This window comes from Thermococcus sp. SY098 (assembly GCF_035621495.1).
In the GTDB taxonomy this organism is placed as follows: Archaea; Methanobacteriota_B; Thermococci; order Thermococcales; family Thermococcaceae; genus Thermococcus_B.
Map to the genome: position 1 here is coordinate 762,674 of NZ_CP141821.1, position 25,598 is coordinate 788,271.

The window sequence follows — 25,598 nt, forward strand, 5'->3', positions numbered from 1 at the left end:
TCTTTCGGCTTTTTACTACTTTTTTCATTAACCTTCCGGAGGGACAGAGAATGTCATTCTCATATCTAAAAGACAAATTCAAGAAAAAAACGGAGGGGAATGGAAAAGATAGTAATGTAGAGATAATCAAGTTAGATGAGCTCAAAGAGAACGAGATTAACGAAGAAAGGAAAAAAGAGGAAGAGGAACTACTGAACCAAGTTATGACAAGAATAAATGAAATCGAAAATGACATCCCAAGAATAAAAGTCAGCATAGATACCCTGAAATCTCAAATACAAGAAGTCCAAGAAGAAGTTGAAAAGTTGAACAAGACTATCAAAGATGTGATGATGCTTTATGAAGTGGTGTCTCAAGAAATCAATCCATTTAAAGACCAAGAAAAAGATAATCCTCTACTTAATGAAATCCAAGAACTCAAAAGACACTTGGAGGGACTAAGAACCGAGATTGTTCAACTAAAATCAGATTTGAAGTTGTTGGCAACACATGGAATTGATCTCGACGAAGTTATATATGAAGTAATTTCGGAGGGGAGATAAATGATTACTGAGATAGAGATCGAGGAGAGACTCAAAAAACTCCGAGGAAAAATCCCCAATGTACTCATAGAGGATTTAAGAGAAAGGTTACTCAGTAAAATGGATATTCTTACTCCAGAGCAAGTCGACAAAATAATCGAGAGAATACTCCAGACCTATTCCGGACAAGTAGAGAGGCTTATCAAGCTTGACAAACGCGTTGAAGAAATTGGCAAACATATTGAGGAAATTCGAAGCTATCTAATAGGAAAAAAAAGCATGAGTAAAGATCAAGCAACTCTTGAGAAAATAGCTGTTGAAGAAAAACTCCTCTCTAATTATGAAGAAATCGACATTACAAACTCTGAGAAAGTTGAAAAGGAGGAAGAGGTTATGGAGAAAAGTTTTGAGATACCTCAAGAAATTAAAGATGTATTGGCTGTTTCATCAAATGGTAAGGCTCGGCTTGAAAGGATTCCTCAAGACATGACATCCACAATGGTGGCTCTAAAGTGGTTAGGATTCCTAATAGATCGTGTTGGTATGCAGAATCTCGAAAATATACTGGAGTTCTACTATGAAATCGGCTGGATATCCGAAAACGTCCTGAATACCTTGCTAAGATATGCCAATGGGACTAAACCGCATCATAGGGAACCTAACTGGAGACCCGAAGATAAGTTAACTATTCAAGACCACTTAATTTCACTGTTGTTCATAGAAAGGCTTAGAGGCGTTAGAATAACTCGAGAAATTCTTGACTCAATAGAACGCGAAATGAAGGTGATAAATAGAATCTTAGAGGAAGTGTACGGCGTATAGGGGATTCCAATGGGTTTCAGTGTCTCAGCGTCATTCGCACTTATGTTCACAGTAGCTCTAATTTCCTTTGCTATAATGTACACAGCTATAGACAATACTTATAGTAATGTACTCGATGCAATTGAAGATCATGCCAATGATATAATCATGACTAAATCCTCACAGCTTTATGTATCGCTTTATGATTATACTACCCAGCTTAATGTGTCTGTTTATGATGTTACATTTAACATTACAAATAGCGGCACAACACTCTCTCCACCTCGCTGGAACTTTGTATATGATGGAGTACTAACCTCAAGTAACATTGACATTGAGAACAAACAGTATATTGTACCTGGAGACTCTTTGCTCCTAACAGTACTAAACGTTCCAAAAACTACAGATGTCCATGCTTTAGTTGTGGTTACAGAAACTGGATGCAATCTGAAATTCAAATGGCGATGGATATGGTTGAATCAAACTGCAGGCACGGGAACTGTGGAGGTAATTAATAGTGCATGGTATTGTCCAATGGAGGGATAAACATGGCAAGTAACGTTGCATCAGAACTTATACTCTTCATAGCATCTCTGCTGGTAGCAGGGATGGTTGCTGGAGGATTATACGTTGTAACACAGGATATTTCTGATGGAATAACGGTTAGAGGAAAAGACTTGGCATATAGTCTGAGACTGAATTTTGAGATTATAAATGATCCCGAGAACATCCCCACTGATAATACTGGAGCTTATATCTTTTATATCAAGAATATTGGAAAAGTGCCATTCACATTTGAATCTAACTCCATTATTGTCTTTATTGATGGAAATATGATACCTTCTTCAAATCTGACCTTCGTTAACTTAAATAATCCCACATCAAATCAGCTCTATCCCTATGATGTTGGCGAGATTCATGTTGCAACTTTCCTCTCATCAGGATATCATAAAATTGTTGTCATTCTTTCGAATGGAAAGCAGAGAGCACTAATATTCAGGATAGGGTGAGAAGCATGGGGACACTCCTTAAGATTCAAATTCCAAACGACGAACTACATAGAAGATTAGGGGGAGGGATACCCTCGGGAAGTATAATGCTAATTGAGGGAGATAGAGGTACTGGCAAGTCTATTTTCTCTCAAAGACTTCTCTATGGATTTTTAAAGAATAATCATACTGCTTCTTATATTTCGAGTCAATATACAACACCTGAATTTATAAATCAAATGGAATCCTTAGGTTACAGTATTATTACAGACTTAATTAGACGACGTTTGATTTTTGTATCTGTGTATCCTCTTTTAGTCGGAGTTTCAAAAAGAGAGAAGTTCTTAACAAGATTTTTAAGTGAATCAAGAATCTGGGATAGGGATGTTGTAATTATTGATTCAATTTCTTCCCTGCTACCAGCCACTCTCGATGAAGATGAGTTGAGGAGATTGGCAGACCATATTAAAAAATTAAGCTCCTTGGGTAAAGTAATAATGCTAACAGTCAACCCCAACGATATTGATGGGGACATCTTAAGAATCTTGGAAGAAATCTCTACCATATTAGTTAGACTGCAAGTGAAAGTTTTTGGAGGGGACTTGAAGAATTCTGCGACTATTGTGAAATATAACAATGCAATGGGGATATTCCAGAAGATTATCCCATTTAGAGTAGAACCAAGAGTAGGATTTATTGTAGAAATTGCTGCGGTGGTGTAAAATGGCTGAGAAATTCAGTGACAGCTTAGAGATTGCAATGGCACGTAATCCCCATTTAAGGAGGTATATAAACAGTTTTGTCAAACAAACAGGTAAATTCCCAGAGTTTCATGTCCAGCTTAGTAGGAGCATGAAAGAAATAAAATATCCAAACATAATCTATCCTGTTGGAGATCCGATTTTTATCCATATATACGGTGATCCAAAAACAGAAAGGAAGTATATAGTCATAGAACCTCGCATAACAAGTCCCCAAGAGGAAGAAAAGTACGAGCTTATCAAGGATAAAATCTTAGAAATGGCACCTACAAAGAGAATACCCGAGGACAAAGAGGAATTCGAAATGTTTCTTGATTCCCTATTTGATGAGGCACTAAATAAAGTAAGCAAAGGCGGACTGTTTAGAAGAAATACTGTAAATATCACAAGAGAAGAAGCAGAGAAATTTAGATATCTCCTAAAACGAGACATTGTTGGCATTGGACCCTTAGAACCCCTAATTCGGGATCCGTACATTGAGGATATTCACATAATTGGCGCAAATTACGTTTCTTTAGTTCACAAAATTTTCGAGTCCTTACCTACTAACATCACATTTGGGGACAACATAAGATTAGCTGACTATTTCAAAAACTTAAGTGAAAGAATGGGAAGACCTGTAAGTGATAAGAATCCTATAGTCGATGGTACCCTTCCGGATGGATCAAGAATTAACATCATATATAGCCCAGATGTCAGTATAAAAGGCCCCAGTGCTACTATAAGAAAGTTCTCAGCAACGCCCTTGAGTGTTGTACAGCTTGTTAATTGGAACACATTCTCTGCAGAAATTGCGGCATACTTATGGATTGCTCTTGAATATGGCATGAGTATATTCGTATGTGGAGAAACAGCAAGTGGAAAAACTACAACGCTGAACTCTATCATTCCCTTTATCAAGCCTAATGCAAAAATTTATACCGCAGAGGACACTCCAGAGGTTGTAGTTCCACATCCTACTTGGCAGAGGCTAACCACAAGAGAAAGAGGCCCAGAAGAGTCAAGGGTTACACTATTTGATCTTCTAAAGGCAGCTTTAAGATCAAGACCAAATTATATTATTGTCGGTGAGATTAGAGGTGCGGAAGGTGCAATAGCATTTCAAGCAATGCAGACAGGACATCCCGTGCTCTCTACATTCCACGCAGGGGATATAAAAAAGATGATTCAGCGCTTTACGGGTTCGCCTATTAATGTTCCTGTCACCTTTATAGACAACCTAAATATTGCCATTTTCCAACAAGCTGTTTATGTTAGAGGGAAATTCCTGAGAAGGGTTGTCAGTGTTGTTGAGATTGAAGGTTACTACGAAGAACTTGGAGGAGTTGCTACAAGAAATGTGTTCGAATGGGATTCTGTTTCAGATAGGCACATTTTCAGAGGTATGAACAACTCATATATCCTCGAAAGGAAAATAGCAGAAGTTGCAGGATATGAAGATCCCAAAGATATATACAACGAACTGTTCTTGAGGGCAAGAATAATCAAGAGGATGATAGAATTAGGCATAATGGACTATTACTCAGTTTACAGGGAGATTAAGAATTTCTATGAGAGGGGAATAGAGGGATTAAGCTTTAGGCTATGAGGTGATAATGTGGGAAGGAAGAAGGCTGGAATATTTACCCAGTCAGATTTGACAATAAGAAGTTACCTAAAAGCAATATTAGTGCCGAGCATAGCTACTTCAGTGGTTCTCTTCATTATAATATCAATTGCTCCACGCTTTGTAAGTATTCCCCGCATGGTAAGCATAGCCCTCTATGCAATACCGTTATTGCCTTTGATTTATGCTGTCTCGTACCCTTACGCAAGAGCAAGCAGTAAAAAAGTTAAAATAAACTCAAAGATACCATATTTTGCTACATATTTCGCAGTTCTATCCACAAGCGATGTAAGTAGAAGTGATTTGATATGGAATTTATCTACAGAGCAAATCTTAGAACCCATTGCAACGGATATGAAGAAAGTTTACTACTTAATAGCCAAGCTTCATCGTGGAATGCCCGAAGCACTGAGATTTCTTGCAAAGAGAACACCAAGCAAAGTTTTTTCTGATTTTCTTGAAAGGCTGGCATATTCATTGGACAGTGGTGTTGAACTAAAAGACTATCTGCTCCAAGAACAGAAGACTGTTATGGATGATTATGAGACATTCTATGAGAATGCCCTCTATGATTTAGATGTATTTAAGGAAATATACTCGTCACTTATAATTTCTGTTGTGTTTATGGTTACATTTATCATAATTGGTCCGATAATAACAGGCCAAGATATTGTGAGCCTTAGCATTTTTATGTTTGTACTTATTTTGGCCACTGAAATTGGTGTTTTGGTAGTTATAAAGCATAAAATGCCCGAAGACAAAATATGGTCGGAAACTGCAATGATACCTATTCGCAAGTCAAAAATAATTAGAGCAGCTGTAATATCAATTACTGGAATGATAATAATGGCAATTTTATATATCCTTGTAATAAAGCCAAGGTTTGACGTGCCTCTTCTTATGAGTATTGCAGTAGTCTTAACCCCTCTGGCATATGTTGGTAAAGTTATTGGAAATGAAGAGGAGAGCATAATTATAAAAGATGAAAACTTCCCGGCATTTATAAGGAGTTTAAGCTCGTCATTGGCAGCAAGTGGTGCTTCTCTTCATCTCGTTCTCAAGTATCTCAGCTCTCATGACTTTGGAACATTAACCCATGACATACGAAATCTTTACCGCAGAGTTGCTATGAGAATAAATGATTCAAGGGCATGGGATTATTTTGTTTCAGATACAGGGAGCTGGCTTATAAGCATATTCTCAGAGATATTTAAAAAGAGCATAAAACTTGGAGCAGAACCAGATTACGTGGGTATGGTAATTTCGAGAAACTTTGAGCGTCTTGTTAGACTCAGAAGGAAGAGACAACAAAATGTAGCCAGTTTCAAAGGTGTGATTTATGGGATTACAGGAGCTTTTGCATTTTCAGTTGCAGCAGCATTCCAAGTTGCTGTATACATGAATTACCTGTTCTCAAATATACAGGTCAGCGGAGAGTTTCTACAAAGCATAATATTTGTACCATCTTCAAGCGGCTTACGGCTAACGAGTTATATTTTAGTTGCAATTCTCTTGCTTCATGCTTTTTTATCTTCCTTCTCAATAAAATTGGCAGATGGTGGACATTTAGGGATCTCAATTTATCATTTTGTCATATTAACATGGATTGCTGCTCTCTCCATGTATATTGGAGAGCTTGCCATGAAAAAGATGATGACATTTGCAGGGATAATCTGGCCACTTTTGGGGGTGATTCTGTGAGAAAGGTCTTTTTTGCTGTTGTAATCTTTCTTATTTCCCTTCCACAAACAATAGCAGACTCTGTATTCTATGGATGGGTACAAATACCAACGACAATAATGATTGGAAGCACACAGATAATGCTTAAAGATATATCTGGGGCAGATGGTTCAATTTTTGTCGTATTTAAGGATGACAAAGACTCCAACATAGAAATCCTTCCACTTAGTAACTATATCCATTGGGAGGAATATAATCTCAGCTCCGAATATGTGCTACTAAATGAGAAAGGATATGCAAAACTGAAGCTCAACTTCCCGTACCTACTTGAGGGAGAAACCATGCGCTTTGGAGATTACAAAATATATTTGAAGTCTGTGACAAAAAAGCAAGCACAGTTGGAGCTGAGTTATAAAAATATTACAAAAGAATTCACATACAAGGGAGGGGAAATAAATTTCGAAGACCTAAAGCTTTCTTTGATATTAGCTCCGACAATTTTTGATGGGTATATATCTAGAGGGTATCCAAAGAAAATAGGTGAATGGAGCATAACTTTTGTGTCATATAATATCACAAAAGAAGATGGCACATTAAAGGAAATTGTTGAGCTCAAAATTAATAAAAAAACTTACTGGAGTGAAGTTGGAGATGTCCTTGATGCCGAAGGACTTAGAATAGAAATAAAGGATTTAGTTGGATCTACCTATTTGAGGATGGAGGTAGAAATTAAAGGTGCCTACCTTAACATTAGCTTAACTCCCTATTTTGAAAGCTGGCTAAGTGAAGGAAAAACAACTAAAATTGGATCCTATATTGTAAAAATAGAGAAAATATTCTCTGATCAAGCATATGTTTCAATTAAAAATCCTTGTGGGATGCCACTCAAAAGCGGTTTAGTTAAAATTGACAAGTTTTCACGCATGCTTTCATATGACGGAATTTCAGTAGGATTCATTGAAACAAAGGAGGAAAATGGAGAAAAAAAGGTCAAGACCGTAATTATTATAGATAATGAAAAGATACCAAAAATTGAAGATGTTGCCTTTCTTAATGTTTCCTATGAAGTTCCAGCCAAGATTACCCAGTACAGCACTTTTGAGACTAAGGTTATATTAGAAAACACTGGAAAAGGCGATCTTAGATATGTCGAGATACTTCCAAATCTCTCAAAAATATTCTCTATTGTAAATGACTATCCGAGATACATTCCCACAATCAAAAGAGGAGAGAAAATTGAGCTTACCCTCGTACTACAATCCCAAGCTTATGGAAATTTAACAGTAGGGAACATCAGAGTATTGGCACATGCTCCTTACGAGCTTTCATGCTATGGTTTAGGAGAAGTTGAATTTTCTTCAGAAAGAAAAAGGGTAGAAATTCTAAAAGCAGAGCCAAACTACAGTATTGATGTAAAGACTCTAAACGGAACAGTCGGGAGTCCTATTCCACTTAATATTACGATAGCAAATTTAGGTAATGTAGATAGCCCGTTTGATTTGACTGTTGCGCTCCCAAAGGAATTCGGTGTTGTCGCAGAGAACTTTACGATATACGGAAAGTGGCTTCACTTAAGGGATACCTTAAAACCTGGTACCTCAAAGACATATAAAATGTTCTTAATCTCCACAAAAGAGGGACAGTACGAAGTGGAAGTTTTAGTAAAGAGCTTTGGAAAGTTATTCCAAAAATCTACAACATTAACAGTAACCTCATTAGTAAAGGAACACACTGAAAATATTTTATTAAATCAAAATGTCACATGTACCCCAAAAGTCATAGAAAGAGTTGTAGAGGTTCCCAAGATTATCCAACAAAACAACACTGTTACCGTGGAAGCTGTTTCACTGAAGTGGAAAATTGTGTATGGTGGAGGATTCTTCGTAGGTGGAGTAATATTTATTTTAGCCCTGGCATGGATAGCAGCGAAATTGGAAGAACGGAAGGAGAGGTAGTATAACTCAACCTAAGTATTATAAACCCTCCCCCTTTCTTTCCTTTAGGTGAGAAGATGAGAAGAGGTCCAGTATTTTTAGGGAAAGCTTATATTCACTGGTGCGAGAAGTGCAATGTTCCTCTAATCAGCGAAAAGTGTGACGTTCATGGAAAAGAGGGAGTTTTCAAATTAGATTTAACTCCCCCAGCAGATATTAGATTCGCTTTTGAAAAAGATTTGGAGTTCATCAGGAGGGAATTTAAAAAGCACTATAGCGTTGATATTGGCGAGATAATTGATGGAAAAGTACTTCTTCTCAACAAAACTCCGGGAGAGGATGATATCTACGAGATAATACTTGATGGTTACATTTTTGGATGGCTCCGCTTTGACCCGCTAGAACTTAAATGGAAGCCAGGGCTTAAGGTTGAAGGAGCGATTGCACTTTGGAAACGCTTTGGAAAGAATATGAGAAAATGGGTCATTGTGGATAAAGGAGCTGTGGAGCCAATAAAGGAAAGTGCAAATGTTCTGCCTGTGGGCATAATTGAGGCAGATCCTTCAATTAAGATAGGGGACGACGTCATAATTGTAAGTGAAAGTGGAGAAGTAATTGCCACAGGGATAGCAAAGAAAGGTTATGAGCAGCTTATAGACCCAAAAGAGAGAGGAACGGGCATTAAAACGAGGCACCAGAGAAACATTAAGTACAGAGAGGGAAAAAATGCCACTATTGACGATGTAATTAAAGCCAACAAATCAGCACTTGAAGAAAGGGTTAGAGAAGCAAGAGAGTTTATAAGAAAAACTGCTGAGAAGATAAAGCTCCCAATGGCTGTTGCATTTTCTGGGGGCAAAGATAGCCTGGCTGTTCTTGGATTAATGCTTGAAGAATTTGGAGATGGATTTACAATTTTCTTCAACAATACAGGGATAGAATTCCCTGAAACTCTGCAGTACATTGAGGATATGAAAAAAGAGCTTAAGGACAAAAATATTGAGTTTATAGTCGCCGATGCTAAAGACGCTTTCTGGCATGCTATAAATGTCTTTTCTCCGCCTGGAAGAGACTATCGCTGGTGCTGTAAGGTTACAAAACTCGGTCCTATAACGCTGACAATCAAAAAACACTACCCTCAGGGTGTTTTGATGTTTGTGGGACAGAGAAAATATGAGAGCATTCAGAGATACAAGCAACCAAGAATTTGGAAAAATCCCTGGGTGCCCAATGAGATAGGAGCATCTCCAATATTTCACTGGAATGCCCTTGAAGTCTGGCTTTACATATTCTCAAGGAAGCTAAAATATAATCCACTATATGAACACCGTTTGGACAGAATCGGATGCTTCCTATGTCCGAGCTCATCTTTAGCTGAAATTTATACTCTTAAAGAGGAGAAATCAGAGCTGTGGGATAAATGGGAAGGAGAACTCGAAAAATGGAGGAAGCGTCTTAATCTTCCTAAAGAATGGGTAACCTATGGGTTCTGGAGGTGGAAGCAGCTTAGCAGAGGACAGAAGATGTTGGCAGAGCAGCTTGGAATTGATCTCCCGGAGAAGAGAGTCTGGGAACCTGTGAAGTATTCAATTGAAGAGCACGAAAGTGGGTATTTAGTAAAGCTAAACACAGCAATAAACTTGGAAAGGATTAAAGAAGTTGCCCCCATTCTTGGTGAAGTCGAAATAGGGGAAAATTACATAAAGGTCAGCGAAATAGTTTTCAGAGAAGAGGGAATATTTGCTCCTGAACGGAGAGAAGGCATTCAGGCATACTATTTAGTCAAGAGAGCCTATGAATGTGTTGGCTGTGGAGTTTGTGTCGGAAAGTGTCCAGAAAATGCACTGAGCATAAATCCAAAGACGAGAAAAATTGTCGTTGATTATGGGAGATGCATTCACTGTGGGGAGTGTATGGAGGTATGTCCCCTGTTGAAAATCAAAAATCCAAGAGAAGGAAGTCAGCTTTAATCATAATATTAGTTGTTATTTTCCTTCTTCCGTTTGCTTCTTCCCAAGGGGAATATGACTACAACATTGAAAGCTACTCAATTTATTTTGATATAGTTAATGACAACACAATAAAGGAAACGATTGAAATCAGTTTAACAGCAAATACAAACTTCAGCAGGTATGTCTTTTACTCGGACTACCCCATAGAAAACCCTGATGCAATAGTTAAAATCAATGGAGAGATGAAGATTGTGAATGTAAGCGTGAGTAAAATAGTCGGCGGGATAAATGCCGTGTATGTAAAATTTCCACCAGTTAAAAAAGGGGATCGTATTACAATCAAAATAAGCTTTTATTCTTCTGGGATGCTGCAAAATGTTCAAAATAAGAAGCAATTTGCTTATTATATAAGATTCAATCAGCCCGTCAATCTTTTCTATGTAAGACTGTTTATCCCAAAAGGATATGCAATTCTCTCCCCGATAATACCATCTCCGGACATGGTAGAAAGCTCAGAAAACAGACTTGTCTTGGAATGGAGAAGAGAGAACATTAAGGCAGGGGAGGAGTTCTATTTCATAGTTGGATTTTCCGGTGAAATCAAGGGATTTTCCCCTCTGTGGCTTGTGGTGATATTTGTATCTGCATTTGCAGGAGGGTTCTTTGCGGGAATGCTATATAAGGAGAGGAAAGGTAAAGAGAAAGTGGAGGTACTTAGGAGCGATGAAGAAAAAGTCATTGAACTCTTAAAGAATGGGCCTGTTTTGCAAAGTGAACTCGTTAAAAAGCTTGGTGTTTCAAAGGCAAAAGTCAGCCTTCTCCTAAAAGATATGGAGAAAAAAGGACTAATCGAGCGTGTTAAAGAGGGCAGAAGTTACCTCGTTAGACTCAAAGAAAGCTAAGGTTTATAAAGAATGAAAATTAGCCCATAAAACTGCGAGGTGAATGAAATGGAGTTTGAATGTCCAGAATGTGGGAGCGAAAATATTGAAGTGATTAAAGAGAGAGGAAGGGAGGTTACACTTAAGTGTCTTGACTGCGGCAATGTCTGGATAGTTACTTTGCCAAAACTTTTGAAGATTCCCCTTATCGTCAGCAAGCACGAGAGAAGCTTTAAAGCTGAGGCAGAGCTTCCAGAAGATGAGGAGATCAAGGTTGGAGATATAGTTGAGATAGAAAATGATGAAGTCAGGATTACAGGCATAGAGCTTGAAGGAAATAGAAGGGCAAACAAAGCAAAAGTAAGTAAAGTCAAAACGCTCTGGGGAGAAAGCTTGAGGTATCCAAAAATCATTGGCGTCTCAATTTATCTGCCCAAAGGAATTACACAGTCATTTAAAGTTCAAGTGGACAGAGATGAGGAGTTTGTCGTAGGTGAAGTCCTTGAAGTTGGAGGCTATACATTCAAAGTCGAGAAGATAAAAACAGAGAGAAAGATGCTCACACATGGAAAAGCAAAGGCAGATAAAATAGTACGGTTAATGGGACACCAGGTAAGGGCAAGAGCAAGCAGAAAGCTTAAAATTTATAGGGGCTATGAAAGCGTGGAGAGATAAGCTAAAATACTTCCTCTCCAAATTCTTTTTTGTGAGAGCAATGAGTGAGGAAAAGCTATATGAGAGATGGGTAAGGCTTGTTAGGCAGCTTGAAAGGGAGGGAATAATTAAAAACAAGCAAATTAAGACAGCTTTTCTAAAAGTCCCACGATATAAGTTTGTTCTTGACAGATACAAGCACTATGCCCATGTTGATGAGCCTCTGCCTATTCCTGCGGGACAAACCATTAGCGCCCCTCACATGGTAGCTATAATGTTGGAAGTCGCCGATCTAAAGGAGGGCATGAACGTCCTTGAAATTGGAACCGGAAGCGGATGGAATGCCGCCTTAATATATGAGCTTGTCAAGAGAGATGTTTACACAATTGAACGAATCCCCGAGCTGGTGGAGTTCGCAAAGAGGAACTTGGAGAAAGCTGGCTACAAAGATAAAGTTCATGTGATTTTGGGAGATGGAACAAAGGGATTCCCCCCTAAAGCCCCATATGACAGAATTATAGTTACAGCAGGTGCCCCAAAAGTTCCAGAACCCCTTATAGAACAGCTCAAAGTTGGTGGAAAGCTGATAATACCCGTTGGAAGTTATCATTTATGGCAAGAGCTATATGAAGTAATAAAGCTTGATGAAAAAGGGAGAATAAAGGTGATAAATCACGGGGGAGTTGCGTTTGTTCCACTAATTGGAGAGCATGGATGGAGGGAATAAAGTGAGAATTAGGCTAATAGCTTTTGATTTAGAGGGAACATTAGTAAAATCAAAGTCAAGCTGGGTAGAACTGCACAAACGCTTTGGTACTTGGGATAAGGGAAGAGAATATGCCGAGAGATTTTTTAAAGGAGAGTTTAATTATCAAACATGGGCGGATTTGGATGCATCTCTCTGGAAAGGACGTAAGAGGGAGGAAATACTGGAGTGGGCAAATTCTGTTGAGTACATGAATGGAGTTAAAGAGCTCTTTGAATTTTTGAGAGAGAACAACTTTAAAATCGCCATAATCAGCGGAGGTTTAATGTGTCTTGCAAAAAGGGCTGCAGATGAGCTTAACGCAGATTATGTGTTTGCAAATGAGCTCATTTTCGATGAAGAAGGCAGGGTAACGGGAAAGGTCATTGCAAGGGTTGATTTCCAGAATAAAGGAGAAATTTTGGCAAAGCTAAAAGAAGACCTCAAGCCTTCATTAACGATAGCTGTGGGAGATGGACACAACGATATTGCGATGTTCAAAGTAGCTGATGTCAGCATAGCAGTAAATCCTCACGAAGGTGTTGAATGGGACTATATTGCAAAGGATTTGAAGGAAGTGAAAGAAATCATCAGAAAGATTTTAGAAGAAAGAGATCAGTGAAGGGCGTGTTCATCACTCTTCAGCAAAGCAAAAGCTCATCATCCCTTTGAGTTATTTATTTCTTCACTGTTCCGCGGAGAGGGCGGGAGCTGGGCCTACCAGTAAAGCATTAGCAATGAGAGTTTAAAAATCTAAAGCCCGCTCATCTTTTGGAGCAATAGCCAGAACAAATCGCCATAAAAGACCGAGATTAAAAATCCCAAAAAGAGCGCCGGTGCAAAGGGCATGGCTTTTCTAACGATGAACTCGTTTTCGAGCTTTCCTTCATCAACAAGCTTTTTGAGCTTTTCTATTTGCTCTTTTGTTAAGCCTTCAGCAGTAGGAGATGCTATAACATTTTCATAACTGAGCTTTAGGAGACTTAAATTCCCGGCAACTAAAGCTTTTTTGAATTTATCTGTGAAGCTTTCTCTATCTCTTAGAATTTCTCCATTCTTTTCGTAAATCCATTCTCCCAAAATGTCCCATTCTTTTAGCTCTTCAATAGGTTTTCGCTCTATGAGGATTTCCTCCCTGAGTACTTTAGTAAGAGAGAAGAAAACTTTGAAAATGTAAAATATGACTAAAAGCTTAACAAAAGACCTCAAAAAGACAGATCCCGTAATATAAGTGAAAATTGCCAGTGATGCAACTCCAATTGTGTTACCAACTTTTTTATATTTTCCAAGTATTCCCACCAGTACCAAGGTCCCAATCCACCTAACCAGAGGATGCAATGCAACACCAAGGTAATATTGCAAAACCACAAAAAACCCCAACGAAACCATAATCCAGAGAGTTAGTTCAACAGTTAGCACCACATTTTCAGTAAAAACAGCCTTCAGCCTATCGGTTTTTTTCTTTACAATTAAGCTTGCAAGGGCATATATGAAGAGAAATGGAAAGACTCCGATTATGCTGTTAAAAAAGAGAGTCAAAGCATGCAGGGGATAATAAACGGCATAAGGAGCTTTTATTTTTGCATATTCCGAAGCATAAGGAAAGAGCGCAGAATATCCGGCCAAGATTATGACATCTCCACTTGCCCATCCTCCCATTAGATACATGAGATATCCTATTAAAAACCCCGCCCCGAGACCGATCAATCCTGAGGATGCATAAAAGAGGTTTCCAACTTTAAGACCACTACAGATATAATAGACTATTCCCAAAGCTACAAAAGGAAAAATATGCTTGTCGTCAATAAAGCCAGTTTTTATGTCAGTGTAGGAAGTTAGAACCCCCATAATAACCCCAAGAGCAATTAATAGAAATTGCACTATCTCACCTCAAAGGTTTTGTATGATTTCCTCTCTGATCGTTGCTGTATAATTGGAAATCACTCCATTTATACTCCTCACACTACTTAAAATAACCCGAAGAGTTATAGCAACAAGTATCAAAGCTACAGCAACCATAAACAGATATTCTAAGGCACTTTGAGCTCGTCTCAACACTCCCACCAAGATAATTTACATTACCAACAAATTTAAAGATTGCTGTACTCATTCTTTACCTGATTTGTAAGATTTGAAGTCACATTGGAGATTGTTTCTCCCAATTGTTCTGCATTTCCTGAAGTTGATTGGGGATGAACACGATAAATTATGATGATCACCATAAGTGCTATTGCCATCATAAAAAGATACTCAAGTGCCCCTTGTGCTCTTCTCATCTATGCCACCCCACACTACTTTTTACAGTGGAAGGAAGATATAAACATATTTCCCCAAAATTGAGCGATGTTTACCAAAAATTGTGGGATTATAACATTTTTAAACATCCTGAGCATGGTATTGAATGGTGAGATAATGAAAATATACAAGCTTTATGTGAGAGATGAATACTTGGAGATGATAAAAAGTGGAAAAAAGAAAATTGAAGTCAGAGTGGCTTATCCACAGATAAAGGGCATTAAACCAAAAGATAAGATAATCTTTAATGATCTTGTGCCTGCCGAAGTAATCAGTGTAAAAAGATATGAAACATTCAGGCAAGTGCTCAGAGAGGAACCAATTGAAAAAATTTTTCCGGACAACCCAAGCTTCGAAAAAGCCTTAGGGAGATTTCACGAGATGTATCCAAAGTGGAAGGAGAACCGCTACGGTGTAATTGCAATTAAATTCCGCATTCTGAGACCAAAACCGGTAGGTGAGCAAAAGTGAAGAACCTAAAATTCGACGGACGCTATAAGGATATGCTACTCAGCGGAAGAAAAAGAGCGACCATAAGATTAGGAAAAAAGATAAATCTAAAGCCTGGTGATGAGGTTTTGATACATTCTGGGGGATACGTATTGGGAAAAGGCATTATAAAGAGAGTTGAAACAAAGAAAGTTTCTGAGCTCACTGACGAAGATGCTCGTTTGGATGGATTTAAAAACAAAGAGGAGCTAATAAAAGCCCTGAAAGAGCATTACAAGCACCTAACTCCAAATACACCAGCAACAATAATAGAATTTGAGATAACCAAGCTCTTGGAGAAACCCATCCTTTCAGCGGACTTCCCATATGAGGGTAACAATCCAATAGAAATTGCCGAAAAGGCACTCAAATACCTTGACAATCTAAGCTTTGAAGAAATTGCACTTTTGAACCTCTTCCTGAAAGAGGGAAGCCTCAGGAAAGCAGCATATAAGCTTGGAGGGTTAAACAAGAGATATAAAATTAGAGAAGTTTTAAGAAAGGCATACGAAGAGCTCAAAAAGAAGGGTTTAATGGAACCAAAAATTTAATACACCCATATTTGCTGTCTTGAATTCCAGTATTCTTTTAACTCCTCCTTTGTATGATGTTCTGCCACTGGATAAATTCTCACCGAATACACACCCCTCATTTGAGATATTTCAAGGGCAATGTCTCTTAAGCTTCTTTCGTTTTCAACGTTTATAACTGCGACCATATTTGAATCTCCTACAGTTTGGTATATCTCTTCTATTAGCCCTCTCTTCCATAGTTGTCTCTCAACTTCGGTAGCCTTTTCCTCAGCCGCACTTATGAACAGTATAACTTTCATACTCTCACCTCCATACTATGATATCTCTAAAACAATTTATACGCTCTATGCTAACTCTAAGTGGTGAAAAATTGCAAAATAAGACCTTAGAATACATAAAAAATGCTATCCTCCCGTATTTCATTGAACTGATGCTTTTCTGCAGAGTTTTTAAGTGCGTTGCTTGACAGTTTAACCGGGAAAAGTTTGAACTTTCCGCTTCCTATGAGTCTTATTAACTCCAAACTGAACTCTTTAAGCTCATTTTCGTCAGTAAATTCAATCTTAGCTATGAAATCGTACTCCCCATAGAGCCAGTACCCATTCACAGGGAGCTTTTTAAGGACTTCATCTCTTACCCCCCATACCAGCAGTATAGCCTCGAGCTCAACCACCCCCAAGAGTTTTCAGCTATCAGATGCGGTAGGTGTATAAATCATTTTCGTATGCTTTTCGGATAAAATGGCAAAATTTAGAAAACTTTTTGGCAACTCTCCGTCATCTATGCAACATCGTTTTCATAGGCTCTAAATATTTAATCCATAAATAACAAAGAGTTTTAACCTGAGAATCGGAGATAAACACGGTGGTGTTAATGATCAAGGCTGTGTTCTTCGATTTTGTTGGAACTCTTTTGAGCAAAGAGAGCGAAGCTGTTACCCATCTCAAAATCATGGAAGAAGTTCTGAAGAATGCGAATGCAGAAATTAGCACAAAACAGCTTTTGGAGGAATATGAGCAACTCACAAAAGAAGAGTTCAGCAAACTGGCAGGAAAACCTTACAAACCAATACGCATTATAGAAGTTGAAATTACCGAAAGGCTTGCCAAAAAATACAATTTTGAAGTTCCAGAGGATTTCTGGCAAATCCACTTGAAAATGCACCAACTCTATGGAAAGCTTTACCCAGAGGTCGTTGAAACTCTAAAAGAGCTCAGAAAGAGAGGCTATCACGTTGGGCTTATTACGGACTCAGATAATGACTATTTAAGGGCTCATTTAGAAGCATTGGGAATTTTTGACCTCTTTGACAGCATAACAACAAGTGAAGAGGCAGGATTCTTTAAACCGCATCCGAAAGTTTTCGAAACTGCACTTAAAAAAGCTGGAGTTAAAGGAGAGGAAGCGGTTTATGTTGGTGATAACCCTCTCAAAGACTGTGTTGGTGCAAGGCAAGTTGACATGATAAGCATCTTGCTTGACAAAACAGGAGAAAAGAGAGAGCTTTGGGGAGAGTGCGAGTTCATAATAAGCGACTTGAAGGAAGTTTTGGACATAGTATCTGAGATCTGAGGTCAGCAACGGCAGGGTTCATCACAACTCAGCCAGCGAAATTACCATCATCCCTCTCTTTTCAGCTCAGCCTTTTCTTCGCCTCCCATAGCCTTTGAAAGGCTGTAATCCAAGCCAAGGCTGCAACAATGTAAACCCCCACATCCACTCTGTTAAAGAGTGCTGCAGTTATTAAAATCAGCAGTCTCTCAGCTCTCTCTGCAATACCCACAGCTAAAGTTCCACTTCCAGCAAGCTCTGCTCTGCATCTTTCGTAACTTACCAGATATGACCCGATTAGAGCTATGAACGCAATTTTCCAATCAACCAGATCACCATAAGAAATTCCAAATAAAACTGCCCCATCACTGACTCTGTCAGTTGTTGAATCTAAAAATGCCCCAAAACGGGAAGTTCTGCCAGTTAGTCTTGCTAAAGTGCCGTCAAGAGCATCAATTAGTGAGCCAAAGACTAAAGTCAGTGCTGCTAATCTCTGCTCTCCTATAGCAAAGAAGTAAGCAGCCAATAGGGAGATCAGCATCCCAATGAGGGTGAGCTGATTTGGAGTCAGACCGATTTTCGCCAGAGGCTTGACAATTGTTTCCAAGTAACCTTTGAAAATTGATCTGTATTTATTGAGCATTTTTCCCGACCTCTATCACTTTTTTCCCCCTCTCTTGGGGTATTATCTTAAGTTTAGCATTTTCGAATTCCTTTCTTAGTCCTTCCCCTTCTAAGAGTCTGTCCAAAAATACTGCTAACGCTGCAACCTCACTGTGAGGCTGGTTCCCAATTGCAACGTTGTAGTGAGCAAGCTCGTAAACTTCCCTCGGGACTTTCTCTGCTCCTACAACAACTAAGATGTTTTCTCCATGTCTTAAATGCTCCCTGATTTTAGGCAGTGCATCATCCACATGAATTCCATACATCGTGAGGTGGACTATCTTCCCTTTCCATTCCCGCATTACCCTCTTCCAGTGAGGGTCAAATTTTATAAAGAACGGCCCTCCCCAGCGCTTTATAACGTCCTCAACACTTTCCCTTACATGTTCGTCTTCATCAGCTGCAATTATTATCCCATCCGCTCCAAAAGCCCTTGCTGTCAACGCCACATGGGTGGTTATCCTTTTATCTCTCTCAGGTCTGTGTCCCAATCGTAACACTACTATCATTTGTATACCCCCCTTAGAATGTACCAGTACTTTCTGAAGTTATCGGGCCAAGGTTTATCCTTATAAAACTCATAAAGCGCTGTCATACTCCTTTCAATATCTTTATAGTTGTACTTCAGAAGCATCTCATTAAGCTCCTTTTCAGGAGCTGATGCAAATATAAAGAGAGCAAATATCTGCTCATTTTCATTCATCCTGTTGAGCATTAGAGTCAGCTTTGTCTTCAGCATGGGATTAAGTTTTTTCTCTACTTGTGTCATGAGCTTGTCCTTAAGATTTGCAAGGTAGTCAGGGCCAACATCAATATGCTCATGTCCCTTCAGCTCTTCTGGAGCCTGTGCAACAAGTTTAAAGTTTCCTTGAGTTAGGAGCTGATACACTCTTGGAAAATACGGAGTTGCAATGTACTCATCCCTTGTGCCAATAAAGCCGTGTTTGAAGTCAACAACATACCATCTTCCTCCAGAGTAGAATTCTGAGAGCGGATTTATAATGCAGTCTGTACCGTTGTATAGGCTGACGATTCTTGAGGGGACGTTTATCGATTTCATCATTGCTGTAAAAAGGAGCTGCCCTTCAGCATAACTAATCTTATTCTGCTGAAGTATTTTCTGTGGGTCTATTGATGCTGTCGTATCCCCAAATTTGTAGTGGGTTAGAATCCACGAGTATATTTTCTCCGCAGCTTCAACTTCGGATTTCGATTTAAGGACAAGCGGCAAAGCATAGTTCCTTAAAATGCTAACATTTGCATAAGGAGTGGAATTGAACCGTTCAATCCAGTAACCATCAACCAGGTATTTGTTTTCGATCCAGTAATACTTATCACCATATGCCTTCCTTAAAGTTTCATTATTAGCAAACCACGGAGCCCAGGTGATCTCAATGTATCTGCTGACAATTTCCTTCTTTTCATTTCCATTTTCAAAGTAGTTTACAATAACTGTCACATATCCGGAAACATACCTATACGGAGCATCTATTTGGTAGACTATCTTATATGACTGTCCTCCGTATATTTTCTCAGGAATTCTATTCCTGTTAATGATTTTCAAGCCATCAAGGAGATTAACGGAAACCTCCCCTATTTCTATTGGTGTCATACCACTGTTTTTTAGTTCAACAGTTATGTTGAAGATTTTTCCACCGCTGACAGTTGAAGGGAGCTTTATATTCATGGAAAGCTCTCCAGGCGTCATTTTTGTTTCTGTTTCTTCTTTAACAACAGTTATTGTGAACTCATGGTAGAACCCCTTCCACGTTCTATGAAGCTCATCAATGAGCTCCAGGGGAACTCCTATTGTATACACCCCGGGTTTATCCGGAGCTTTTACTATCCAAACAAGCTCTACTTTCTCCCCCACCTTTAACGGGGAAGGGAACTTAGGATTTTGGAGAATTTTAAAGTCTGGATTGTTAATCGCCAGATCTGCTCCAATGAAGGCAACTTTCCCTGTGTTGTTGATGGTCACAATTATATGGAACGTCCCCCCGGCTTTTACAACAGTCCTATCAATTTCAAAAGTCACCACAGCCGGTTGCTTAATCAGGCATCCCGATGCAAAAATAACTAAAATTAAAAGGAGAGCAAATTTTTTCAACTATCTCACCTTTTTAGCTCATGAAGGAGGATTGCCAATTCTCCAAGCTCACCAATCTCCCACTTTACATTAATTGGCGTTCCCATTTCAATTTCTTTCTTACTAAGCCCCGGCTCAGTTCCACCAAAGATAAACATCACCTTCTTTTCTTTCGATCTTTCCCTTAACCCCTCCCAATTAGCTGGTTCCCCAAACTTCGTGATTGTATAGATTTCGTCGGGCTGAACTACCTCAATTGCGTCTGGCAGATCTCCCACGATTAAGACATTTTTGCCTCTTTTGAATGCTTCCTTATGTATCTCGGGCACTCCCATTTGTGCCGCAGTACCTGTAGGCTTTGAAATCACTAATAAGTCAACGTCAAAGCCAAATGCTATTTTAGCAAACTCCTCAAGCTTCCTTGTTGCATTGATGTTGTGATACACAACGATTATCATTCCCTCACCTCCAAAGGCTCTTTAAAGGATTGAACCTTAATAACCTTTAGGTGGTTGCAATGATTACGCTGACTACGGACTTTGGAATCAAAGGGCCATATGTCGGAGAGATGAAGGGGGCGATATTAGGCATAAATCCAAAAGCGATGCTCATTGATATCACGCACTCAATTACAAGACACAGCGTTCTTGAGGGCTCTTTTGTGATGGAGCAGGTTGTAAAGTACTATCCAAAAGATACAATTCATATTGGAGTAATTGATCCAGGGGTTGGTACGGAGAGAAAAGCACTAATCATAGAAGGCGATCAGTTCTTAGTGGTTCCCGATAACGGCTTGGCAACTCTTCCACTGAAACATATAAATCCAACGGCGGCATATGAAATCGACATCAAAAAGATGGAAGCAATAATTGGGAGAAAGATCAGCTCGACCTTTCATGGAAGAGATGTATTTGGCCCTGCTGGTGCCTTGCTTGAGCTGGGTTACGAGCCCTCACGCTTAGGAAAGGAGATCAGCCTTGATGAGATAATAAAGCTCGATCTGGAGCCAAAGCAGAAAAATGGAAAATGGATTTTGAAAGTGATTTACATAGATGACTTCGGCAATGTAATCCTAAACTTAGAAGACTATAAGAGACCAAAGTACGTTGAGGTTGAAGGGCTCAAAATCCCCTACCTTGATACCTATGGTCAGGTTAAAAAAGGTGAGCTTTTAGCTCTGCCAGGGAGTCATGACTACTTGGAGATAGCCGTCAATCAAGGCTCTGCTGCTGAGGTTTTGGGAGTTAAGGTTGGTGATGAGCTGGAGGTCAGGTTGTGGAGGTGATTGGATGCCAAAACGCGGCTTATTTGTGGGTCGCTTTCAGCCTGTTCATAACGGACACATAAAGGCACTTGAATTCGTTTTTTCTCAGGTTGATGAGGTGATAATAGGTATAGGAAGTGCGCAGGCAAGCCACACCCTGAAAAATCCATTTACAACAAGTGAAAGGATGGAGATGCTGATTAGAGCATTGGATGAGGCGGGGTTTAAAAGAAAGTATTATCTAATTCCTCTGCCGGATATAAACTTCAACGCAATCTGGGCAACCTATGTGGTCAGCATGGTTCCAAAATTTGACGTGGTGTTTACCGGTAATTCCCTGGTGGCCCAGCTTTTCCGTGAGAAAGGTTATGAAGTCATAGTACAGCCAATGTTCAGGAAGGACATCCTTTCGGCTACAGAAATAAGAAAAAGAATGATCGAGGGCAAGCCTTGGGAAGAACTCGTTCCAAAGAGTGTTGCCGAATATATTAAGGAAATAAAAGGAGTCGAAAGGATAAGAATGCTGGCGACAAATCTTGAAAAAAATGAGAAAGAGCTTCAGGCGCCGATTAGGATTCCTGAGTTTTAGCTCCAGCTTCTGCTAAAATCCATGAATTCCCCTCTTTCTCATCTTCCTCTCAAGCAGTATATAGCTAACTGTGCCTAAGGTAAAATATCCAAAAGAAAGCAGTAAAAACACTTTAATTTCAGATCCAATGTTGAGAATTGTTTTAGAACTCAACAACAAAGCTCTCAATAAATCAAGGCTCCATGTGAATGGCAGAGAGTAGGCAAGGTATCGGAGGGGAATTGGAAGAATCGCTATTGGAAAATAAAGCCCACTTAAGAGGGGTGCAGCATTGCCAAGAAGTGAAACTATTTCATCTCCTTCCTTAACAACAAGTGTCAGCCCAAATATAAGAAAAGCAAAGCCAAAAGAAGCTATCAAAGAAATTAGAAAGATTAGAATTGCCAAAATAAGCTTTTCTATATTTAGATGCTGAACGTTTAAAAGCAAAGCTATGAGAATTAAGGGCAAAGAGCTCACTGTTGTTAGAGCAAAAGAAAGAAATGACCACCCTAATATGTACTCCCAAGGTTTTAGTGGGGTTAATATAAGTTCCTCAAGCTGTCCAATTCTCATATGCTCTCTGAGAGCAAAAATCGAACTCCAAACTGACTCGATGTAGTTCCAGTACGCTATCCCTAAAACGTAATACTCCAATAGATTTTCTGTCCCAATAATGCTCGAAAAATTCAAAAGTCCAAGCTTATTTCCAAACCACATGGCGATTATTACAGGGAGAGCTCCCAATATGGGCATTAAAACGTTCCCATACCAGTCAATTTTGTACCTTTTTGCCGTCAACAGAGATGCCTTAGCCAAGTACAAAAACCTCACCAAGCCTCCCACTCTCCATAAATTCTCAATTTCTGCTCAGCTTTTTTCAGCATTAAAGCACCAATTATGAAATAAATAATCGTTACAGCTGTTAAAATGCCTAAATCCTTTATAATATCGCCGAGAGAGGCTCCTTTAAAAATCATTCTTCCAATCTTTATTGTGTAAGTTAATGGAACCGCATATGCAGCAAAGCGGATGAACTTGGGATAAGCACTCACATCGGCAGTGATTCCAGATGTTAGACCTAAAACCTCTTGAACGATGAAATTTATTCCACCAATTCTCCTAAACCACAGAATCAGAGCTCCCCAAAGAATTGAGAATACAAACATATACAGTCCTGAGACTACATAGAGGAGGAGCATCTTTAGAGATAAAGCTTGAGAAATCCCAAGCATCCAAAAAATTAGCATTGTAACAGCCGTTATGTATACACATTCAACGAGCATCCAAAGACCTTTTCCAGTTAAAAACTCAAGGAGGGAGATGGGAGACAAAGCGATACTTACCAATGTTCCCTCTTCCCGCTCCTCCTCAAAAGCTTCCTGCACACCAAAAAAGTACTGGTTAAGCCAGTACCACATAAGGGATCCTATTAAAACAGCCTCTCCAAACTCTACTGAAAAGGACTTAGCCGTAAGAATCCAGGGAGATATAATGAAAAAAGGTGTCAAAGCAAAGTTCAGCCAGACTATTCTATAGCGAAGTTGAATCTTAGCCTCCTTCTTAGCAATTGCCAATATTCTCATTAGAGAATCCTCCTCAAAATCGCATACAGATCATCACGTTCAATCATGATATTTTCTGCTCCAACTTCCGTAAGCTCCTTAATAACCTTAGTCAGCTCACTTTCGTCAACCGTCTTTTCAATTTTTTCTCCTCCAATAACAGCTTTTACTTTAACAGTTTTCATGTTTTTGAAGTTTCTAAGGGCATCATCAAGAATTATCTTGCCATCTTTCATAACTATTAACCTTGAATTTGAAGGCAGGTTATGGAGTATGTGGCTCACGAGAACAATTGTTATTCCATCCCTGTTTAGCTCTTCAAGGAAGCTTACTATTTCAATCATTGACTTTGGATCAAGTCCGTTCAGAATTTCATCAAGAAAAAGGATTTTTGGAGAATGAATAAGAGATTTTGCAAGTAGAAGCTTTCTCCTCATACCAGTTGAATAGTTTTCAACCAGCATGTCTTTGACATCAATTAAGTTCAATCGCTCTAAAAGTGCCGAAGCTTTCTTTTTTGCATCTTTAACCCCATAAATACCACCAAATATTTCAAGATTCTCCATACCTGTGAGCTTCCAGTATAAGCTCCTCTCATTAGCCAAAGCTACACCAATGTGTTTAGCTAGTTCTTTCCATTCCTCAACAACATCAAATCCCAGAACAGTGACTTCACCATTGTCTGGGATTAAGAGCCCAGTCATAATTTTAAGCAGTGTTGATTTCCCACTTCCATTTTCTCCTGCTATCACCACAAATTCACCCTGTTCAATTTCAAGATCAATATTTCTAAGTGCCACAACATCTCCAAAGCGCTTTGAGACATTTCTGATCTCGACAATCGGCAAGGGTGACACCCCAAATGAATTTTTCTTTCACTTTTTTAAGGCTTACGAGCAGCTTTGATAAATAATACTCCTATCAGCAAGAACAAAAGGAAGCTCGCCGCATAGGGTAATGTAGCGTGGATGCTTGCCAAAGCTCCAGCCACAAAAGGTGTAAAGAGACCTATAAGCCTGCGGTAGCTCGATATTGCTGCATGAAACTCGCTTGCCTTTTCTTTTGGAATGAGCTTAAACATCCAAGAGCGGTAAAATGGAAAAGCCAATGTGTCTCCAAAGCGTCCTATAAAATAAGCAGCCAACACAAACCAAAATGAAGGTGAAAGTGACATAATCAAGGCATAGATGGAAAGGAGAAACATCCCACTTCCGATAGCCCTAAAGCCTTTATCTTTTGGAATCCTTTCGCTTACGTATGTTGCTATGATAGTTGCTACCGAAATTGCTCCTTCAATGAGCATTACTTCAAAAATTGTTTTGTGAAGCTTAAATATGACATAGTTGAGGAGGACAATTTCTGGAGCCAAAGACCATGCTAATGTAAACAAAGCTTCAATTAAAAGCAAAAATTTGAATTCTTTGTCTATTTTGAAAGTAAACTTCTCTGGACTTATCCTCTCCTCCTTGCTAACAGAAGGAAGGAATTTCCAAAGATAAGCGATAGTGAGGACGGAGAAAAGACCAAAGGCAAAGAAGGCTTTTCTGTAGTGTTCCACTGTGTTCCAAACATAGCCGAAGAGATAGCCGAGGATAAGAAAACCAATTAGTTGGCTGATTTCCGGTAAGCGAAGATGCCACGCGAAGATTTCCTCGTATTTGTCCTCCGGATAGATTATCTGCTCATAGGCTTGGTAAAGGGGGTAAAAGAGAGCTGAGATTTCTTCAATGGTGTAGCCCAAAAAGAGCATAAGAGGAGCAATTGGCCCTTTGGCAAAGCCGTAGAGGACGTAAGCGACACCATCGAGGGCATCTATCAGAATTAAACCAGTTTTAAGAGGATACTCGTTGAAGAAGCGACCAATTAGATAGGTCAAAGGAATTGAGACAATATTAACAGCAGTGAAAAACGCTCCAACCTCTAAGACCGAATAACCTGAGTACATCATGTAAAGCGGAAGCAGATACCAGACTATAAGTTGTGGAGCTATGATTGTATGGTAAATCATGTAGGCTTTAGCATCCCTGGGAATTTCGCTCCAGCGCATTAGGAGCACC

General features: G+C 39.2%; 31 protein-coding genes. 18 read left to right on the forward strand and 13 right to left on the reverse strand.

Going from position 1 to position 25,598, the window contains the following annotated elements; genetic code table 11:
- The first annotated feature begins 50 nt into the window (after positions 1–50).
- Genes VFC49_RS04190 through VFC49_RS04250 form a run of 13 tightly spaced genes read left to right on the forward strand, consistent with a single transcriptional unit; the run spans position 51 to position 13,146 of the window.
- Positions 51–542, forward strand: a complete 492-nt coding sequence (locus VFC49_RS04190; protein WP_324736302.1) for a flagella accessory protein C — start codon at positions 51–53, stop codon at positions 540–542.
- Positions 543–1,343, forward strand: a complete 801-nt coding sequence (locus tag VFC49_RS04195) for a FlaD/FlaE family flagellar protein (protein WP_324736303.1) — start codon at positions 543–545, stop codon at positions 1,341–1,343.
- A gap of 9 nt (positions 1,344–1,352) precedes the next feature.
- Entirely contained in the window at positions 1,353–1,868 is a 516-nt protein-coding gene (locus VFC49_RS04200; protein ID WP_324736304.1) for a flagella, read from the forward strand.
- Between the two features lie 2 nt (positions 1,869–1,870).
- Positions 1,871–2,332, forward strand: a complete 462-nt coding sequence (locus tag VFC49_RS04205) for a flagellar protein G (protein WP_324736305.1) — start codon at positions 1,871–1,873, stop codon at positions 2,330–2,332.
- Positions 2,333–2,337: 5 nt separating this feature from the next.
- Complete coding sequence (locus tag VFC49_RS04210) at positions 2,338–3,033, forward strand: ATPase domain-containing protein (protein WP_324736306.1); 696 nt, start codon at positions 2,338–2,340, stop codon at positions 3,031–3,033.
- 1 nt (position 3,034) lies between these two features.
- Positions 3,035–4,660: a type II/IV secretion system ATPase subunit gene (locus VFC49_RS04215; RefSeq protein ID WP_324736307.1), complete on the forward strand. Its 1,626-nt coding sequence runs from the start codon at positions 3,035–3,037 to the stop codon at positions 4,658–4,660.
- A 9-nt stretch (positions 4,661–4,669) separates the two neighbouring features.
- Positions 4,670–6,379 carry an archaellar assembly protein FlaJ gene (flaJ, locus tag VFC49_RS04220; protein WP_324736308.1) on the forward strand — a complete coding sequence of 570 codons (1,710 nt, stop codon included), beginning with the start codon at positions 4,670–4,672 and terminating at the stop codon, positions 6,377–6,379.
- Positions 6,376–8,313, forward strand: a complete 1,938-nt coding sequence (locus VFC49_RS04225) for a hypothetical protein (protein ID WP_324736309.1) — start codon at positions 6,376–6,378, stop codon at positions 8,311–8,313. Before flaJ ends, VFC49_RS04225 begins: the two co-directional genes overlap by 4 nt.
- 56 nt (positions 8,314–8,369) lie before the next feature.
- Positions 8,370–10,262, forward strand: a complete 1,893-nt coding sequence (locus VFC49_RS04230) for a phosphoadenosine phosphosulfate reductase family protein (protein WP_324736310.1) — start codon at positions 8,370–8,372, stop codon at positions 10,260–10,262.
- Positions 10,214–11,146 (forward strand): helix-turn-helix transcriptional regulator, encoded by a 933-nt coding sequence (locus tag VFC49_RS04235; protein ID WP_324736311.1) that lies wholly within the window; start codon positions 10,214–10,216, stop codon positions 11,144–11,146. Before VFC49_RS04230 ends, VFC49_RS04235 begins: the two co-directional genes overlap by 49 nt.
- A gap of 48 nt (positions 11,147–11,194) precedes the next feature.
- On the forward strand, positions 11,195–11,800 hold the full coding sequence (locus tag VFC49_RS04240) for an HVO_0476 family zinc finger protein (RefSeq protein ID WP_324736312.1): 606 nt from the start codon (positions 11,195–11,197) through the stop codon (positions 11,798–11,800).
- Between the two features lie 40 nt (positions 11,801–11,840).
- Positions 11,841–12,506, forward strand: a complete 666-nt coding sequence (locus VFC49_RS04245; RefSeq protein ID WP_324736629.1) for a protein-L-isoaspartate(D-aspartate) O-methyltransferase — start codon at positions 11,841–11,843, stop codon at positions 12,504–12,506.
- A 1-nt stretch (position 12,507) separates the two neighbouring features.
- Positions 12,508–13,146, forward strand: coding sequence for an HAD-IB family phosphatase (locus tag VFC49_RS04250; RefSeq protein ID WP_324736313.1), 639 nt, complete (start codon positions 12,508–12,510; stop codon positions 13,144–13,146).
- 131 nt (positions 13,147–13,277) lie between these two features.
- Here VFC49_RS04250 and VFC49_RS04255 read toward each other — a convergent pair whose 3' ends face one another.
- Genes VFC49_RS04255 through VFC49_RS04265 form a run of 3 tightly spaced genes read right to left on the reverse strand, consistent with a single transcriptional unit; the run spans position 13,278 to position 14,800 of the window.
- Complete coding sequence (locus VFC49_RS04255) at positions 13,278–14,405, reverse strand: A24 family peptidase C-terminal domain-containing protein (protein WP_324736314.1); 1,128 nt, start codon at positions 14,403–14,405, stop codon at positions 13,278–13,280.
- 9 nt (positions 14,406–14,414) lie between these two features.
- Positions 14,415–14,588 (reverse strand): class III signal peptide-containing protein, encoded by a 174-nt coding sequence (locus VFC49_RS04260; protein WP_237702784.1) that lies wholly within the window; start codon positions 14,586–14,588, stop codon positions 14,415–14,417.
- Between the two features lie 26 nt (positions 14,589–14,614).
- Positions 14,615–14,800: a class III signal peptide-containing protein gene (locus VFC49_RS04265; RefSeq protein WP_013467494.1), complete on the reverse strand. Its 186-nt coding sequence runs from the start codon at positions 14,798–14,800 to the stop codon at positions 14,615–14,617.
- A gap of 136 nt (positions 14,801–14,936) precedes the next feature.
- Here VFC49_RS04265 and VFC49_RS04270 point away from each other — a divergent pair, with 136 nt between their 5' ends.
- The gene (locus VFC49_RS04270; protein ID WP_324736315.1) at positions 14,937–15,290 is read left to right on the forward strand and encodes an ASCH domain-containing protein; all 354 of its coding nucleotides are present in this window, start codon (positions 14,937–14,939) and stop codon (positions 15,288–15,290) included.
- Positions 15,287–15,859: an ASCH domain-containing protein gene (locus VFC49_RS04275; protein WP_324736316.1), complete on the forward strand. Its 573-nt coding sequence runs from the start codon at positions 15,287–15,289 to the stop codon at positions 15,857–15,859. Before VFC49_RS04270 ends, VFC49_RS04275 begins: the two co-directional genes overlap by 4 nt.
- On the opposite strand, the gene VFC49_RS04280 is transcribed toward VFC49_RS04275, so the two are convergent.
- Entirely contained in the window at positions 15,856–16,140 is a 285-nt protein-coding gene (locus VFC49_RS04280) for an Lrp/AsnC ligand binding domain-containing protein (RefSeq protein ID WP_324736317.1), read from the reverse strand. The two genes, VFC49_RS04275 and VFC49_RS04280, sit on opposite strands and share 4 nt — an antisense overlap.
- Positions 16,141–16,226: 86 nt before the next feature.
- Positions 16,227–16,514, reverse strand: coding sequence for a hypothetical protein (locus tag VFC49_RS04285; RefSeq protein ID WP_324736318.1), 288 nt, complete (start codon positions 16,512–16,514; stop codon positions 16,227–16,229).
- A gap of 200 nt (positions 16,515–16,714) precedes the next feature.
- Between VFC49_RS04285 and VFC49_RS04290 the strand changes: the two genes are divergently transcribed.
- The gene (locus tag VFC49_RS04290) at positions 16,715–17,413 is read left to right on the forward strand and encodes a TIGR02253 family HAD-type hydrolase (RefSeq protein WP_324736630.1); all 699 of its coding nucleotides are present in this window, start codon (positions 16,715–16,717) and stop codon (positions 17,411–17,413) included.
- A gap of 61 nt (positions 17,414–17,474) precedes the next feature.
- On the opposite strand, the gene pgsA is transcribed toward VFC49_RS04290, so the two are convergent.
- Genes pgsA through VFC49_RS04310 form a run of 4 tightly spaced genes read right to left on the reverse strand, consistent with a single transcriptional unit; the run spans position 17,475 to position 20,602 of the window.
- Complete coding sequence (gene pgsA / locus VFC49_RS04295) at positions 17,475–18,035, reverse strand: archaetidylinositol phosphate synthase (RefSeq protein WP_324736319.1); 561 nt, start codon at positions 18,033–18,035, stop codon at positions 17,475–17,477.
- Complete coding sequence (locus tag VFC49_RS04300) at positions 18,025–18,564, reverse strand: tRNA (cytidine(56)-2'-O)-methyltransferase (protein WP_324736320.1); 540 nt, start codon at positions 18,562–18,564, stop codon at positions 18,025–18,027. Before VFC49_RS04300 ends, pgsA begins: the two co-directional genes overlap by 11 nt.
- Entirely contained in the window at positions 18,561–20,165 is a 1,605-nt protein-coding gene (locus tag VFC49_RS04305; protein WP_324736321.1) for a transglutaminase-like domain-containing protein, read from the reverse strand. Before VFC49_RS04305 ends, VFC49_RS04300 begins: the two co-directional genes overlap by 4 nt.
- Positions 20,166–20,170: 5 nt before the next feature.
- Positions 20,171–20,602 (reverse strand): RecB-family nuclease, encoded by a 432-nt coding sequence (locus VFC49_RS04310; protein WP_324736322.1) that lies wholly within the window; start codon positions 20,600–20,602, stop codon positions 20,171–20,173.
- A 59-nt stretch (positions 20,603–20,661) separates the two neighbouring features.
- Here VFC49_RS04310 and VFC49_RS04315 point away from each other — a divergent pair, with 59 nt between their 5' ends.
- Both VFC49_RS04315 and VFC49_RS04320 read left to right on the forward strand, forming a co-directional pair.
- Complete coding sequence (locus tag VFC49_RS04315; RefSeq protein ID WP_324736323.1) at positions 20,662–21,429, forward strand: S-adenosyl-l-methionine hydroxide adenosyltransferase family protein; 768 nt, start codon at positions 20,662–20,664, stop codon at positions 21,427–21,429.
- Between the two features lie 4 nt (positions 21,430–21,433).
- On the forward strand, positions 21,434–21,997 hold the full coding sequence (locus tag VFC49_RS04320; protein WP_042681308.1) for a nicotinamide-nucleotide adenylyltransferase: 564 nt from the start codon (positions 21,434–21,436) through the stop codon (positions 21,995–21,997).
- A 12-nt stretch (positions 21,998–22,009) separates the two neighbouring features.
- Here VFC49_RS04320 and VFC49_RS04325 read toward each other — a convergent pair whose 3' ends face one another.
- From VFC49_RS04325 to VFC49_RS04340, 4 genes are read right to left on the reverse strand one after another with little or no spacing between them, the layout of a single operon-like run.
- On the reverse strand, positions 22,010–22,810 hold the full coding sequence (locus tag VFC49_RS04325; RefSeq protein WP_324736324.1) for an ABC transporter permease: 801 nt from the start codon (positions 22,808–22,810) through the stop codon (positions 22,010–22,012).
- Positions 22,807–23,562, reverse strand: a complete 756-nt coding sequence (locus VFC49_RS04330; protein ID WP_324736325.1) for an ABC transporter permease — start codon at positions 23,560–23,562, stop codon at positions 22,807–22,809. Before VFC49_RS04330 ends, VFC49_RS04325 begins: the two co-directional genes overlap by 4 nt.
- The gene (locus VFC49_RS04335; RefSeq protein WP_324736326.1) at positions 23,562–24,389 is read right to left on the reverse strand and encodes an ABC transporter ATP-binding protein; all 828 of its coding nucleotides are present in this window, start codon (positions 24,387–24,389) and stop codon (positions 23,562–23,564) included. The genes VFC49_RS04330 and VFC49_RS04335 overlap by 1 nt, the downstream gene beginning before the upstream one ends.
- 35 nt (positions 24,390–24,424) lie before the next feature.
- Positions 24,425–25,588 (reverse strand): MFS transporter, encoded by a 1,164-nt coding sequence (locus VFC49_RS04340; protein WP_324736327.1) that lies wholly within the window; start codon positions 25,586–25,588, stop codon positions 24,425–24,427.
- Between the last annotated feature and the right edge of the window lie 10 nt (positions 25,589–25,598).

Coding starts and splice junctions, on each gene's coding strand:
- VFC49_RS04265 (WP_013467494.1), bottom strand. CDS start 14,800: ATGAGAAGAGCACAAGGGGCACTTGAGTATCTTTTTATGATGGCAATA.
- pgsA (WP_324736319.1), bottom strand. CDS start 18,035: ATGCTCAATAAATACAGATCAATTTTCAAAGGTTACTTGGAAACAATT.
- VFC49_RS04245 (WP_324736629.1), top strand. CDS start 11,841: ATGAGTGAGGAAAAGCTATATGAGAGATGGGTAAGGCTTGTTAGGCAG.
- VFC49_RS04205 (WP_324736305.1), top strand. CDS start 1,871: ATGGCAAGTAACGTTGCATCAGAACTTATACTCTTCATAGCATCTCTG.
- VFC49_RS04240 (WP_324736312.1), top strand. CDS start 11,195: ATGGAGTTTGAATGTCCAGAATGTGGGAGCGAAAATATTGAAGTGATT.
- VFC49_RS04280 (WP_324736317.1), bottom strand. CDS start 16,140: ATGAAAGTTATACTGTTCATAAGTGCGGCTGAGGAAAAGGCTACCGAA.
- VFC49_RS04210 (WP_324736306.1), top strand. CDS start 2,338: ATGGGGACACTCCTTAAGATTCAAATTCCAAACGACGAACTACATAGA.
- VFC49_RS04290 (WP_324736630.1), top strand. CDS start 16,715: ATGATCAAGGCTGTGTTCTTCGATTTTGTTGGAACTCTTTTGAGCAAA.
- VFC49_RS04195 (WP_324736303.1), top strand. CDS start 543: ATGATTACTGAGATAGAGATCGAGGAGAGACTCAAAAAACTCCGAGGA.
- VFC49_RS04190 (WP_324736302.1), top strand. CDS start 51: ATGTCATTCTCATATCTAAAAGACAAATTCAAGAAAAAAACGGAGGGG.
- VFC49_RS04230 (WP_324736310.1), top strand. CDS start 8,370: ATGAGAAGAGGTCCAGTATTTTTAGGGAAAGCTTATATTCACTGGTGC.
- VFC49_RS04315 (WP_324736323.1), top strand. CDS start 20,662: ATGATTACGCTGACTACGGACTTTGGAATCAAAGGGCCATATGTCGGA.
- VFC49_RS04270 (WP_324736315.1), top strand. CDS start 14,937: ATGAAAATATACAAGCTTTATGTGAGAGATGAATACTTGGAGATGATA.
- VFC49_RS04310 (WP_324736322.1), bottom strand. CDS start 20,602: ATGATAATCGTTGTGTATCACAACATCAATGCAACAAGGAAGCTTGAG.
- VFC49_RS04235 (WP_324736311.1), top strand. CDS start 10,214: ATGTCCCCTGTTGAAAATCAAAAATCCAAGAGAAGGAAGTCAGCTTTA.
- VFC49_RS04340 (WP_324736327.1), bottom strand. CDS start 25,588: ATGCGCTGGAGCGAAATTCCCAGGGATGCTAAAGCCTACATGATTTAC.
- VFC49_RS04215 (WP_324736307.1), top strand. CDS start 3,035: ATGGCTGAGAAATTCAGTGACAGCTTAGAGATTGCAATGGCACGTAAT.
- VFC49_RS04200 (WP_324736304.1), top strand. CDS start 1,353: ATGGGTTTCAGTGTCTCAGCGTCATTCGCACTTATGTTCACAGTAGCT.
- VFC49_RS04330 (WP_324736325.1), bottom strand. CDS start 23,562: ATGAGAATATTGGCAATTGCTAAGAAGGAGGCTAAGATTCAACTTCGC.
- VFC49_RS04300 (WP_324736320.1), bottom strand. CDS start 18,564: ATGATAGTAGTGTTACGATTGGGACACAGACCTGAGAGAGATAAAAGG.
- VFC49_RS04320 (WP_042681308.1), top strand. CDS start 21,434: ATGCCAAAACGCGGCTTATTTGTGGGTCGCTTTCAGCCTGTTCATAAC.